The 12674-nt window shown below is 64.1% G+C and carries 13 protein-coding genes; 5 read left to right on the top strand and 8 right to left on the bottom strand.

Annotated elements, in window-relative coordinates; all coding sequences use genetic code 11:
• Nucleotides 1-74: 74 nt before the first annotated feature.
• Complete coding sequence (locus IE92_RS18070) at nucleotides 75-227, top strand: hypothetical protein (RefSeq protein ID WP_211250742.1); 153 nt, start codon at nucleotides 75-77, stop codon at nucleotides 225-227.
• A gap of 343 nt (nucleotides 228-570) precedes the next feature.
• Here IE92_RS18070 and IE92_RS16320 read toward each other — a convergent pair whose 3' ends face one another.
• Nucleotides 571-1245 carry a nucleotidyl transferase AbiEii/AbiGii toxin family protein gene (locus IE92_RS16320; protein ID WP_211250741.1) on the bottom strand — a complete coding sequence of 225 codons (675 nt, stop codon included), beginning with the start codon at nucleotides 1243-1245 and terminating at the stop codon, nucleotides 571-573.
• The gene (locus IE92_RS0101580; protein WP_030143125.1) at nucleotides 1242-1799 is read right to left on the bottom strand and encodes a type IV toxin-antitoxin system AbiEi family antitoxin domain-containing protein; all 558 of its coding nucleotides are present in this window, start codon (nucleotides 1797-1799) and stop codon (nucleotides 1242-1244) included. The genes IE92_RS16320 and IE92_RS0101580 overlap by 4 nt, the downstream gene beginning before the upstream one ends.
• Before the next feature lie 239 nt (nucleotides 1800-2038).
• On the opposite strand from IE92_RS0101580, the gene IE92_RS0101575 reads away from it, so the two are divergent.
• Nucleotides 2039-3022 carry an aldo/keto reductase gene (locus tag IE92_RS0101575; RefSeq protein ID WP_030143124.1) on the top strand — a complete coding sequence of 328 codons (984 nt, stop codon included), beginning with the start codon at nucleotides 2039-2041 and terminating at the stop codon, nucleotides 3020-3022.
• 62 nt (nucleotides 3023-3084) lie between these two features.
• On the opposite strand, the gene IE92_RS0101570 is transcribed toward IE92_RS0101575, so the two are convergent.
• Complete coding sequence (locus IE92_RS0101570) at nucleotides 3085-4428, bottom strand: APC family permease (RefSeq protein WP_030143123.1); 1344 nt, start codon at nucleotides 4426-4428, stop codon at nucleotides 3085-3087.
• Between the two features lie 53 nt (nucleotides 4429-4481).
• Nucleotides 4482-5384, bottom strand: coding sequence for a carbon-nitrogen hydrolase family protein (locus IE92_RS0101565; protein WP_030143122.1), 903 nt, complete (start codon nucleotides 5382-5384; stop codon nucleotides 4482-4484).
• 239 nt (nucleotides 5385-5623) lie between these two features.
• Here IE92_RS0101565 and IE92_RS0101560 point away from each other — a divergent pair, with 239 nt between their 5' ends.
• Genes IE92_RS0101560 through IE92_RS0101550 form a run of 3 tightly spaced genes read left to right on the top strand, consistent with a single transcriptional unit; the run spans nucleotide 5624 to nucleotide 7623 of the window.
• Complete coding sequence (locus tag IE92_RS0101560; protein WP_030143121.1) at nucleotides 5624-6436, top strand: MerR family transcriptional regulator; 813 nt, start codon at nucleotides 5624-5626, stop codon at nucleotides 6434-6436.
• Nucleotides 6437-6479: 43 nt separating this feature from the next.
• Nucleotides 6480-7268: an SDR family oxidoreductase gene (locus IE92_RS0101555; protein ID WP_030143120.1), complete on the top strand. Its 789-nt coding sequence runs from the start codon at nucleotides 6480-6482 to the stop codon at nucleotides 7266-7268.
• 16 nt (nucleotides 7269-7284) lie between these two features.
• Entirely contained in the window at nucleotides 7285-7623 is a 339-nt protein-coding gene (locus IE92_RS0101550) for a nuclear transport factor 2 family protein (RefSeq protein ID WP_051701471.1), read from the top strand.
• Nucleotides 7624-7699: 76 nt separating this feature from the next.
• Here the strand turns inward: IE92_RS0101550 and IE92_RS0101545 are convergent, their stop codons facing one another.
• From IE92_RS0101545 to IE92_RS0101525, 4 genes are all read right to left on the bottom strand, one after another.
• Nucleotides 7700-9319 (bottom strand): sigma-70 family RNA polymerase sigma factor, encoded by a 1620-nt coding sequence (locus tag IE92_RS0101545; protein WP_162178474.1) that lies wholly within the window; start codon nucleotides 9317-9319, stop codon nucleotides 7700-7702.
• A 166-nt stretch (nucleotides 9320-9485) separates the two neighbouring features.
• A complete protein-coding gene (locus IE92_RS19130; RefSeq protein ID WP_051701470.1) occupies nucleotides 9486-9809 on the bottom strand; it encodes a signal peptidase I in 324 nt (107 codons plus the stop codon).
• An 87-nt stretch (nucleotides 9810-9896) separates the two neighbouring features.
• Nucleotides 9897-11897 carry a DUF7927 domain-containing protein gene (locus IE92_RS0101530; protein WP_156027356.1) on the bottom strand — a complete coding sequence of 667 codons (2001 nt, stop codon included), beginning with the start codon at nucleotides 11895-11897 and terminating at the stop codon, nucleotides 9897-9899.
• Nucleotides 11897-12664, bottom strand: coding sequence for a hypothetical protein (locus IE92_RS0101525; protein ID WP_030143115.1), 768 nt, complete (start codon nucleotides 12662-12664; stop codon nucleotides 11897-11899). Before IE92_RS0101525 ends, IE92_RS0101530 begins: the two co-directional genes overlap by 1 nt.
• Nucleotides 12665-12674: the final 10 nt, after the last annotated feature.

Here is a 12674-nt window from a genome sequence, read left to right as displayed (position 1 = left end):
GCGGGATCTCTACAAAAGGTCTTGCCGTGTCTGCCGTGGGGGTCTAGTGTCTCCCTATGGTGACTCCTCATAAAGTGCACCCGGAGACCGGGGCGCTCCTCATTCTGTTTGAACGGCCCTTCACAACCGAGGCCGGACGCACCCACATGTGGGTGGACGATGAGGGCCATCAGTACCCTGTAAGCGCCGCCGAACTCGCGCGCCTCCAGGCCGAGGAACGCGACTAGTCAGTCCACAGGTCGCTAGCATCGGGATGCGCGCACCACCGAGACTCCACGCTCGATGGACCAGACGGTCCCGCCCCACGCGATCACGATCATTCCCACCGGCAGCGCGAGCAACATCGAAGAGATTACGGCGCCGTCATAGCAGCTTCCGCCTAACTATTTACGGCTAAACCCTCACCTCCTCGAGCAAAAATGGGGTCGAGTATCGCGGCCACTCGTGCGACCTGCGCGTCCAGGCCCGGTTCGCATGCCGACTCCAGGCCCTCCTTGCGTCGCCACGCGGACCAACGAGCCTGGTGAAGCGCACCATAGCCGCGAAGAGTCGCCGACACCGTTTCCAGCTTCACACGTCGATACTGCGCAACTGCACGCACGGCCAGAAGCAGCGCATCGCTGTCCAGGCCTCGGCCGCCGAGAGCAACAATATCCACATAGTCGCGCCACCGGGTATTTGCGAGGCCCCGCTCAAGAATGGTGATGCCTTTTCGGCCACCGTCGATTCGGCCGCAAATCCCAGCATTACGATGGGCTCTCCCAGAATTCGATCGATTTTGATTATCCGTGGTGGAGGAACAATTGGGTCTCCGGTCGACACATCCCAAGAAATAGTGCCGCGCCAACTCGCTATCCTGACGCCAATTCTCAACCGCAATGCCGGGTACTCCGCGTCCTCTCGAATTTCGCGAATGGTTAGACTATCCAGGTTGAAGTCCAGCCCATCATCAATATCGAGACCGGCAATCTCTCGAACTATCCCCGCCAGGTTTTCCGGAGAAACGGCTAACCCGATCGCGTTGGAGTCAACATCCTGGGTTGGTCGTCTCACACCATAAGCTCCCAGAAGGATTCCGCCCTTCAACACAAAATCCTTTGAATGCCGGGATCGGTTCAGGCGGTCGACGAACGACTCAAGAGCATGCCGAATCAGGTATTCCTGGGTGGGTGCACGCGTACCGTTTTTCGCGCCGGTCGATCGTGCGAGGGCTTGGACTCTTCGGTACACCAGCTCCGAGCTCATGACAGGATATCCAGCGCCTGAAGCACCGGAGCCTTCGAACGAGGAAGAGAGGACGCTATACGCATCAGATCGGCGGGCTTACCGCCGCGGCGCAGCCATTCCTTTAAGGCATCACGAGGAACCTCGTACCCGATGGATGACCGCATCCGAAAACAGTCGGCGATCGTGCGCTCAGCACTGTAAATACCGATCCTTTCGCTCGTTCCCGCGATGGGTATCTCGGATCGTTCAAGGAGGAACGTTGCGTGATCAAATTGACGCCATCGAATTGCTCCGCTCGTGACCGGAGGTCGGGTTCCTCGCGGAATCGCCACGTCGAGTGCGTCCGGGATCTGATCGGTGAGCCCGTAATAGTTCAGGGCCGAAACTAAACTGAGCGTCGATTCGGGCCGTAACAAGGCGGCCTCTGCCTGGTCCCAATCGGCAGCCTCGGCGCCCGCCGGAATGTACAGGCCCCGCCCAATACGTTCAAGTTCCCCACCGTGATAGCGGCGGTAAAGGGTACTCCGACTGAAGTTCTCGATCTCCGCCCGACCCGATCTAATAATGCTCATGTTCACTCCTCCATCTGGAACATAATGCTTACAAGTAAATTTATCTGATTACGTTTTGTTTCACCACTAGCGAGGCTTCTCGCCACGGCACGGTGGATGTCAACGACCGCCGATTCCCCAGCAGAATAGGCACCGAGAAAACGGTAAGTACAGGCTTTGGCGCACTAGGTTTCGCTACCATTGAACCCGCACCCCGGGATTCCGGCGATGCCACCGAGTTCGGCAGAAGGAGCACACCCATGGAACAGCGCAGTCTAGGAAAAACCGGACGATCCGTCTCGGCGATCGGGCTAGGAACCTGGCAACTGGGTGCCGACTGGGGCGAGGTCAGCGAGGCCGATGCGCTGGCCGTGTTGGAGGAATCGGTCGCCGCCGGCGTCACCTTCTTTGACACCGCCGACGTGTACGGAGACGGACGCAGCGAACGCTTCATCCGCGCCTTCCGCGAGCGCAACCCCGAGCAGAACGTGTTTGTGGCCACCAAGATCGGCCGCCGCCTGGAGCAGCTCCCCGAAAATTACTCGCGCGAGAACTTCATCGCGTGGGTGGACCGCTCGCGCACCAACCTCGGCGTGGACACCCTCGACCTCGTGCAGCTGCACTGCCCGCCCTCCGCCGTCTACACCGATCAGCGCGTGTTTGATGCGCTGGATGAGCTAGTGGAAAAGCAGGCCATTGCCGCCTACGGGGTGAGCGTCGAGGAGAGTGCGCAGGCCCTCACCGCGATCGACCGTCCGGGGCTGTCCTCGGTGCAGATCATCCTCAACCCGTTCCGGCTCAAGCCCCTGGATGAGGTTCTGCCCGCGGCTCGTGCCCACGATGTGGGGATCATCGCCCGGGTGCCGCTGGCCAGCGGACTGCTCTCGGGCAAGTACACCGCGGACACGGTGTTCCCCGAGAACGACCACCGCACCTACAACCGCAACGGCGAAGCCTTCGACCGCGGCGAAACCTTCAGCGGGGTGGACTTTACCGACGGCCTGGCCGCCGCCCAGGAGTTTGCCGCGGCCCTGCCCGAGGGTGTTTCGGTTCCGCAGGCGGCGCTGCGCTGGCTGATCGATCAGCCGGGCGTGACCGCCGCCATCCCCGGTGCCCGCAACGTCCGTCAGGCCCTCGCCAACGCCGGGGCCGCCGATCTGCCCCACACCTCCCCCGAGCTGGATGCCCGCGTGCACGAGATCTACGACCGCTACTTTCGCGCCACCGTGCACCCGCAGTGGTAGTCGCCCCCGCATAAAACGGCGCCGCGTTCCCTCCCGAGGAACGCGGCGCCGTTGCTTATGGGCTAAACGTTGTCGACGCTGAGCTCCGGCGGCTGGCGACGGAAGCCGCGCGTGGTGATCCCCAGCACGATCACTCCCAGCACAAACCAGATCGCGCCCAGGGTGATCGCGTGCACGTCCAGCTGGGTCAGCAGGTAGGCGATCACGATCATGCCGATAATCGGCAGCACCACGTACACCAGCGGATTGTGGGGCACGCCCTCGCGGCGCTGCTTGAACCAGTACACGATCACCGACAGGTTCACCATGATGAACGCCACAAACGCCCCGAAGTTGATAAACGAGGTCGAGGTGGACACGTCCATGAACATCGCGATCAGGCCCACGATCGCGATCACCAGGATGCTCAGCATCGGGGTCCGGAACCGCGGACTCAACGCGCCGAAGATGCGCTTGGGCAGCACGCCGTCACGCCCCATCGCATAGAGCAGGCGGCTCCCCGAGGCCTGGGCAGCCAGTCCCGAAGTGAACTGGGCCACCACCAGCGCGGCCAGGAACACCGCGCCGAAGAGGTTGCCACCGATCTTGGTGGCGATCTGGAAGGCCGCGGTGTCCGAGTCGGTGAAGGTTCCGCCCGGGTGCACCAGCTGGGCCACATAGGCCACGATCACGAAGATGCCGCCGCCGATCAGCGCGACCAGCATGATCGCCTTGGGAACCGTGCGGCGCGGTTCGATGGTTTCCTCGGTCAGCGTGGTCACCGCATCGAACCCGAGGAAGGAGTAGGCGGCCACCGCCGCGCCCCCGGCGATCCCCGCGAATCCGGCGTTGATCCCGGTGAAGGGTCCGGCGCTGAACAGGCCCGAGGGCCCGTTGGTGTTCACCACCGAGGCGATCGAGAGGGCCACAAAGATCACGATGACAAGGATCTGGAAGGACATCAGGATCAGGTTCGCGCGGTCGGCCACCTTGAGCCCGATCACGTTGAGGACGCTGGTGATCACGATGAATCCGAGGATCCACACCGGCATCGGTACCCCGGGGAACTGCGCCTGGAGGTAGGAGCCCCCGATCAGCCAGATGACCATCGGCAGGAACATGTAGTCGAGGATGACCGACCAACCCACCAGGAAGCCGATTCGACCGCCGATCGTGCGTCGCACGTACGTGTAGGCGGATCCGGCCACCGGATACGCCTTGGCCATCCGGCCGTAGCTACTCGCCGTAAACAGCATCGCGATCAGCGCGATCAGATAGGCGCTGGCGCTGGCACCGCCGGTCTGCGAGGCGATCACGCCGAAGATGCCCAGCACGATCAGCGGGGTCAGATAGGCCAGCCCAAACAGGACCAGCGAGGGCAGCTTCAGCGTGCGAGCAAGCGTGGGAGCGGGGGATGAATTTGACACAGTGAACTCCTCGTTCGGATGATGTGCCGCGTCGTTCAGGGGCCGTAAACGGTCTACTGGGCGCCTGCGTTGGGGGTTTGGGGGGACCAGTGCAGCGGGTCGATACGGCCCCGATACATGGGAAGCTCGATGGTGGGATCGCCCTCGTGGAACTGTGCCCACATCCGGTTGCTGCCCATCGTGCCGTGCTCGCGAACCGCGGCCACCGTGGCCGGATCAAACGTGAACGTCAGGGTCTCTTCGCCGAGGCCACCCTCGGCGATCACAAAGCCCTCGGGACCCACCACGATGCTGCGGCCGCGACCCACCGGTTCGGCGGCGTTCAGGCTCGCGACCACGTACTGGTTGACGATCGCATTGGCGCGGGCAAGCACAAGCTCCTGCTCGCGATCCGGCGAGGTGGTCTTGACGATGTTGAGGACAAGATCCGCCCCCAGCCAGCCCAGCTGGCGGGCATGCTCGGGGAACCAGGCGTCGTAGCAGATCGAGAGGCCCACGGTTCCGTGCGAAGTCCCCGCATGGTTCAGCCCCTCGACGATGAACCTGTCGCCCGGACGGTGCGGCTCGAACGGACGCCAGGGGAACATCTTGCGGTAGCTGGCACGCAGGGTGCCGCTGGGATCGAAGATCAGCTGGGTGTTGTAAAACTCGCCGTCCTCACCAATTTCGCCGATGCTGCCGGGGCAGAACCAGATGCCGTGCTCGGCGGCAATCGCTCCTAACCGGGTGACATACTCATCGTCCAACGCGACCGCGGCGGCGCGCAGGGCCGCGGGGCGAGCCTCCTCGGGCAGGTGTTCGGTCCCGCACAGGTGCATCTCCGGGTAGACCAGCAGCTCGGTACCGGGGTGGGCGGCGAGCGTCTCGGCGACCTCCCGGGCAAACCCCTCCGGTGATCCGTCAATTGGATACGGGCGACGCTGTGCCAGCGCGATCCTCAGTGGTTCCGTGGTCATATTGAACTCCTCACAGGGGATACGAACCGGACCCGACGGGCACCCACGCACCCGACTTCGTTTCGCATCGTGGTTCACTGCCGATTCAATCAATCCCGGAGAAATTGATCAACGGTAAACCAAAGATTGGGCCCGCACACTCGACCCCCAAATGAGGGTAACCGGCCCGGATTACACGAATGTTTCCGAACGCTCCCTGTCCGTTGGGAGCGCGCCCGCGGATGGGAGAGAATGACCCTATGGCTTCCCTCATGACAATCGGCGATTTCTCGCAGGCCACCCGGCTGAGCGCCAAGTCGCTGCGGTTTTATCACCGGGTGGGCATCCTGGAACCGGCCGAGATCGATCCACACAACGGCTACCGGCTCTACGCCTCCGGACAGGTGGCCGATGCGCGGGTGATCCGTGAGTTTCGCGCGCTGGATCTGCCGCTGGATAGCATCCGTGAGATTCTGGCGACCGCGGATGTGGCCGGCCGCAACGCCCTGATCACCGAGCACCTGAACCGGCTCGAGGAGCGTCTTCGGGTCACCCAGCACGCGGTGGCCTCGCTGCGCGGGCTGGTGGATCCGGGCTCAACCCCGCCCCATATCGAGCACCACAGCATTGCCGCGCTACCGGCCCTGGTGATTCGTGAGCGAATCAACCGCGACGATCTCGGAGACTGGTACACCGCCGCCCGAGACGAGCTGTTGGCGGTCGATCCGACAGACATCGCGGGGCCGCTCGGGGGCGAATGGGCTGCCGAGCTCTTCCTCGACGGACGCGGCGAGGCCGTCCTCTTCCTCCCGCTGCGCGCGGAAGCCGCCGCGCGCGAGTATCCGGGACGCCTCCACGTGGAGGTGCTGCCCGCGGTCGAGCTTGCCGTTGCCGTGCACCGGGGGCCCGATGAGACGATTGCCGAAACCTATTCGGCGCTCGGCGTCTATGTGGCCGAGCACGAGCTGGGAGTGCCCGGTCCGCTGCGCGAACGCTATCTGCGGGCGGCCACCGATGAGTCTCCGGAGCTGGTGACCGAAATCGGCTGGCCCATTTTTCGCACCGGGCGCTAGCCGGGCTTGACCTTCCCCCTAGGGGAATGCCGAGCCTGGGGATATGACAATTTCGTATCCCCCTCTGCTCTCCCTCGCCGGCCGTCACGCACTCGTGGTGGGCGGCACCAAGGGCCTCGGCGCCGCGACCGTGCAGCGCCTCGCCGATGCCGGCGCCCGCGTGACCACCGTGGGCCGATCACGCCCCGAACACACCGCGGCCGAATCGTTCCTGCAGTTCGACGTGACCGCGCCCGACTCCCCCGCCCGAATCGCCGAGGCCGTTCGCGAGTCCGGGGGCCTGGACATCCTGGTGCACGTGACCGGCGGCTCCAACACCCCCGGCGGCGGCCACGCCTCGATGACCGACGCCCACTGGGATGAGGAACTGGCGCTGAACCTGCTGGCCGCAGTCCGCCTCGACCGGGCCCTGATTCCGCTGCTGCAGGAGCGTGGCTCGGGATCAATCGTGCACGTCACCTCGATCCAGGGCAAGATGCCGCTCTATGACGGGACCCTCGGATATGCGGCGGCCAAGGCGGCGCTGCGCGCCTACAGTAAGGGTCTCGCCAATGAGCTTGCGGCGCAGCACATTCGAGTGAACGCCGTCTCCCCCGGCGGAATCCAGAGCCCCGGTGCCTTCGCGCTGGCAGCCCGCCTCGCCGAGGCGCACGGCGTGGACGAGGAGGCGGGGATGAAGCTCATCCTCGACTCGCTGGGCGGCGTGCCCGATGGCCGCTTTGCCCCGCCCGAGGAGATCGCCGAGGTCATCGGGTTTGTGGTGTCAGATGCGGCGGCCTCGGTCGTGGCGCAGGAGATCACCGTTGATGGCGGCACCATCAAAACCATCTAGGACAGGGGCACACACCATGAATTCATCACCACACTCCCCCATCATCCAGCGGTTCTTTGACCTGATGGAGGGCAAGGATAAGCGGCTGGTAGCCGAGGTGTTTTCCCCGGATGCGGTGGTCACCGACGATGGCCATACCCATCGCGGTTCCGCCGAGATCCTCAGCTGGCTCGGCGGAGATGCCAGCGAATATGAGGTCACCTCGACCTGGATTTCCAGTCGCGAAACGGGCACCACCACCGCGGTGACGCAGCTCCTGGAGGGCAACTTCCCCGGCGGGCGTGTCCAGCTGGTGTACACGTTTGCGGTAAATGCGGCGGGGCTCATCGAGGCGCTGAGCATCGTCGCCGAGTAGCCCCATCCGGAACATAATGGTGGCGCGGGGCGCGTTTCCCTCCGGAAGCGGTACCTGAGGAAGCAGATAGAAGTGCCTACCTCCCGGCCAGCGCTACGTTTCCCTCGGGTCCCAGCCGGGTACCCGCACAGTAGCGAAACCGGGTCGGAGTGGACGCGTCAATCTGCGTGGGGGCAGTACCCGCGGGTCCCAACCGGATCTCCTGCGGGGCTGTCCCCTGCGGCACAACACAGACCACGGAATTGGGAATCCCGGTGACAACAAAAGCGCTTCCCGAGGTCATTGTGGGGTTTTCCTCCGCGGTCAGGCGAGCAAGCGCGAGGGTGAAGGTTAACGGTCCGGCCACCTGGGCGGGAACCGCGTCGATTCGACGCGCGCTGACCGAGTGTGTGCCAACCCCCAGCCCAAGCGCCGAGAGGTCCAGGTGCCACCGCCCATCGTCACCGGCGATCGTGGTTGCGGTCGTCCCGGAGGCGCGCACCTCGATGGTTGCCCCGGGTTCGGCAACCCCCGAAGCCTCGGGGGCGAGATCTCCGCGCGGGTCCATATCGAATGCGAGGGTGAGCGGGGCCGGGGCCGAGGTTTCCCCGGGATCATCCGGTGAGGGGAACCACTCGTTGGAGGATGTCGGGGCACTCGGCGACGGGTCCACGGGGGCGCTGTCTCCCGATACGATCACCGGGTTAGCCGAGGGCTCGGGCCATGCGGTATCCGGCGGGAGTGTGGGCGCACCGAACGATGGGATGATGTCAGCGGGCCGTGCGGTGGGAGTTTCCCCGACGCCGGGAACCATTAGCGGAACCAGCAACACGGTTCCGGCGGCGACGGCCACGGCCACGGTGCTTACCGCGGCCGGTAGCGACAGCATCGCCATCTGGTTTCCCAGCGTGAATAGGGTTTCGGACGATCGCGCCTCGAACCGGGCGAGCAGACCGGATGGAACCGCCTGCGCGGAATCACCACGTTGCCCGGCAAACAGTGCCCCGCCACCGATCAGCGGCAGCAGCGCCAGTGCGGGCCCCAGCAGCGCACTCTCTCGTTTCAGCTCGATTTCGCGGGCACGACACGTTCCACAGTCTCCGATGTGTTCACGAAGTTCCTGTCGGCGGCGAGTGGCCCACCCACCGCGCACGTATCGCGGCATGTCACGGACAAATCCGCGATGGGTGCGCGCCACCCCGTCGGCGGTGAATCGTTCGGCTAGCCACGCTTCGCGCAGCCCCTCCTTGGCACGTCGCAGCAGCTGGGTGGTCGAGTTGGGGCTGAGGGACAGCGCCGCCGAAACCTCGGCGCGAGGCCGCTGCTCCACCTCGATCATCCACAGCACTCGCTGCCACCGCTCGGGGAGATGTTCGAATGCCAGCAGGATATCTCGGTTGGCCTCGGCATTTTCGATGATCTGCGGCCCATCGTCTACCACCCCGAGATCAAGATCTATCCCGGTGACAACTCGGCCGAGCTTTCGATGCGATTTGAACGCGATATTACGCACGGTCGCCAGCAGATACGCACGAAAATTTGTCTGCGGCCCGGCACCCTGCTGCAGCTGGGTCCAGATCATGGTGAAGGCGTCGGACACGATGTCTTCGGCGTCGGCATGAGCAAGTGGCCGGGCGATGGCCTGTGCGAGGTCGTGATATTTTTCCCACAGCGCGGCGTACGCACGCTGCTCACCGGTACGGGAACGTGTGATCAAGTCGGCGTCACGGGTGGTTTCCGTGATCCGGGTCCCCCGGTCATCCATCAGTAGTCCTCCGCGTCCTCTGCGAATCGATAGTCCTGCCGAGCCGTTCCGTGCACCACGACGGTGTCTGATGGCACCGTGTCGCGGGAGAGAGCCGCCAGAACCGCCACCCGTTCCCTTAGAAAACCGCGAACAGGTACCGCTGCGCTCGGGTCACGACATAATCTGACGGGTCCGCTGTCGCATTGGCATCGCCGCGTAGTTTGAGGTGCACGAGTCCATTCACCTGTGAGACGGTGATTACACGGTGGGTGACCATGTCTCCACGTCCGGGACGGCGAACGGTCACGATTTCTCCGGGCCGTATTTCCTGGGCCGGCACGCTCCGAGTCAGGATGAACTGGCCCGCCCTAAGGTCGGGTTCCATCGATGCGCCCGTCACCGCGTATCCACGGATCCCCAGCAGGTATGCCGTGAGGATTGTTGCCGCCACGACCAGCACACCGCCAGCGGAAACCGCCCGTAGTACGCGTGATACCGGTATTTTTGACCCGAGGTGGCCGTCGACTTTCACGCGGACATCCGGCAATTAGGGGATGACACAGGAATCACACCCCTCCAGGTCGGCGGGGTTGGTGGTGGTGATGTGGGCCACCGTATCGGAATCCGCGTTGGTGCTATCCTTCACCCGCAGGTTCGCGGAGACGTTGAGGGTGGCACCCCCGGGCACGCCCGGCTTCACCACGGCGTCCAGGGTGATCAGGATCTGGCTGTTCGCCGGCACCTTCCCCGTCCACGTGACCACACCATCGGTCTGCACCCCGCGAATCGGATCGTCATCACCCACGGTGATGCGGATGGTCTCGGGGTCCACCTCGGCGTCCGAACCCAGACCACTGAGATCAACCGAAACCGTATAGGTGGCCTCCTCGGTCAGCGGGTTTCGGGCGAGAGCCCGGTATCCGATCCGCTGCCCGGACATCACCGCACTGCCGGTGAACGGCGAGGAGTTCAGCGTGATGGTCTGGTAGCGTCCCACATTCTGGATACCCGTCACGAGGGTGAGTGGCCAGACGTACAGACCGCTGGTTCCTCCGGTTGCGGTGACCGTGGCGACGCTTCCATCGGCTGTCTTACAGTTCGCATATGTGAACCCGCCACAGGCGGCACCACCGCCGTTTTCCCCCCAGGAAAGCACGGTGCCATCGTCCAACAGGATCGTTGCTGAGTCCTTATTGCCACCCACCTGAACCGCCTTACGCTTTTTCGGATCGGCCTGGGGGTCCCAGACCTTTCCCGTCAGGTCGTCCCCATTCGTCGGTTTCGCCTGGGTGTTGTCGAGGCTGAACGCCCCGCCCCAGAGACGGTTGCCGTACGCCCATGCGGCGCCATCCTTGGTGATGTACTGGGTGGATCCGAACCGGGAGGAGGAGGCCACCACATCGGCGGCCTTCAGCCGGGGCAGGGTGCCGTTGGTCGACGAGGAGGCGAGCTCGTCATTGCCCGAGTAGTTGTTTTCCTCGCTGCCCCATGCATACAGGTTTCCCCGCTCGGTGACCATGTGACCGTGGGAGTATCCCCCACCGAGCTCTTTAATACCCTCGTTTTGGGCGACCGCGGTGAGTTCGGGAATCTCGACGGGCTTACTACAGCGATAGTCGCGGTAGGTGGCGCTGACCGTCTGGCAGCCCGCCGCGGTGAGGTTGGTGTTGAGCGACCCGGCACCGTCTCGGAACGAGCGGCCCCAGAAATAGACCGTGTTGTCGGCGGCTATCGCGTAATATCCCTCGTAGCCCGAGGAAACCGAGACGATGTCCGGGTGTGCGCCACCGGGCCAGTCGGTCACCTGCGTGGCCACCCGCAGTGCCGCATTCCCGTTGCCGCTAAAGCCCTGACCGCGCTGGGAGAGCGCATTGTCCCCCACGGTCCAAACGGTGCCATCGGCCTTCGCATAGGCGGCCCCGTACTCCACCGAGGAGACGCTGACCACGTCGGTGTCGATGATCGCATCGGCCCAGTTGGTGACCACGTTCTCCGGGGTGGTCCCGGGCGGGACGATCCGGCCACTTCCGTTGAAGTTGTTGCCAAACATGTACAGGCCACCGTTGTTCTGACCCCAGCCAAACAGGTTGCCGTGCTCATCGATTGCATAGTTTGCATAGGCCGAGGAGGCCATGGCACGAATGTTGGTGAGGGCTTTGAACTGGTTCGGTTTGTGGTTGTTAAACGCCGTGCCCGTGGAGTAGTCGATGCCGTTACTTCCGCCTCCCTGACCCGCGGAGGAGGTGCTGGGACCGGAGTTTCCGTAGTACCCCCAAATCCACAGGTTTCCGGCCACGTCAACCACCTGCATGGTGTCCAGCGCGTAGGAGGGAACCACCGAAGCGAGCGCCGTGGTGGGAGGAACGGCTACCCCCTCGGCGAGGGCAAAGGCCGAGTCGGTGTATCCCGCGGTGGTTTCACCAATGAGCGGTACCGTGGCACCGGCGGCCAACCCGGCCACCAGCAGCGCGGCTCCGGCCATGCGCAGACGACGGGTGCGTACCGGCGCAGTCCCCGCACGCCCCGCGGTGTTATTCACTCTGGCCATTAGTCGCTCTCCCCCTCAATGCGAACACCAAAGTCGGTATCCACGCCGTTATACGCGGCCAGTTTTGTTTTGCTGGCATCTTCCCGGTCATAGTCAAAGACCGCGCGAATGGTAAACGTAGCCTCTCCCCCGCCGGCCTCAAGGATCCGGGAAATGTCGGCACGCAGCGTACCGTCACCGTTCGGATCGTTGTTTTCATCCGCACCAAGCATCTGATTGTTAAGCACCACGGTGCCGGCGTCATCGGTGATGGTGAACCGGAGCTGGGTAAACAGATCCGGGTAGATCACATCCTTGCCCGGGGCCACCCGGTACTTCACCTTGGCGGACATCGGATCACAGACCACAAAAAACAGCTGTCCGGTGGCGGCACCCTCGTTTTTTACGGTGACCGTCCACTCCAGGCCCTCACCGATCAGATCGGAGGCGAGGCCCGGAGACGTCAACGGGAGCGGCTTCTCCCGAGTTGCATCAACAAATGCTCCGCTGCCATCGGACACCTTGATGTCGTATTTGGTGAGCGATGAGGAGACCTGGGTGGCCGCCCCCGGGCCGAAGAGTCCTCCGGCCCAGGCGGCAATCCCGCCGGCAATTAGGACCGCGGCGGCGGCCGATCCGAAGATCAGTCCGCGCCGACGGCGCGCGCCTGTCCGCCCTCGTGAACGGTTCCGGGTGAGTGGTGCCGCGGTCGGGGTGGGGTCAGCACGGTGCTCGGCCCCCGCTTCCGGAGACGGCACGGCACCGGTGGTGTCATCTGGTGTGTCCATGGGGTTCCCA

Source organism: Mycetocola saprophilus, from assembly GCF_000718085.1.
In the GTDB taxonomy this organism is placed as follows: Bacteria; Actinomycetota; Actinomycetes; order Actinomycetales; family Microbacteriaceae; genus Mycetocola; species Mycetocola saprophilus.
Note: the sequence above shows the minus strand (reverse complement) of the source record. Positions and strands in the feature narration are given on the sequence as shown.

Excerpts from the sequence above, each read along its gene's own strand:
- IE92_RS16320 (WP_211250741.1), bottom strand. The coding sequence starts at position 1,245 with ATGAGCTCGGAGCTGGTGTACCGAAGAGTCCAAGCCCTCGCACGATCG.
- IE92_RS0101580 (WP_030143125.1), bottom strand. The coding sequence starts at position 1,799 with ATGAGCATTATTAGATCGGGTCGGGCGGAGATCGAGAACTTCAGTCGG.
- IE92_RS0101575 (WP_030143124.1), top strand. The coding sequence starts at position 2,039 with ATGGAACAGCGCAGTCTAGGAAAAACCGGACGATCCGTCTCGGCGATC.
- IE92_RS0101565 (WP_030143122.1), bottom strand. The coding sequence starts at position 5,384 with ATGACCACGGAACCACTGAGGATCGCGCTGGCACAGCGTCGCCCGTAT.
- IE92_RS0101560 (WP_030143121.1), top strand. The coding sequence starts at position 5,624 with ATGGCTTCCCTCATGACAATCGGCGATTTCTCGCAGGCCACCCGGCTG.
- IE92_RS0101555 (WP_030143120.1), top strand. The coding sequence starts at position 6,480 with ATGACAATTTCGTATCCCCCTCTGCTCTCCCTCGCCGGCCGTCACGCA.
- IE92_RS0101550 (WP_051701471.1), top strand. The coding sequence starts at position 7,285 with ATGAATTCATCACCACACTCCCCCATCATCCAGCGGTTCTTTGACCTG.
- IE92_RS0101530 (WP_156027356.1), bottom strand. The coding sequence starts at position 11,897 with ATGGCCAGAGTGAATAACACCGCGGGGCGTGCGGGGACTGCGCCGGTA.
- IE92_RS0101525 (WP_030143115.1), bottom strand. The coding sequence starts at position 12,664 with ATGGACACACCAGATGACACCACCGGTGCCGTGCCGTCTCCGGAAGCG.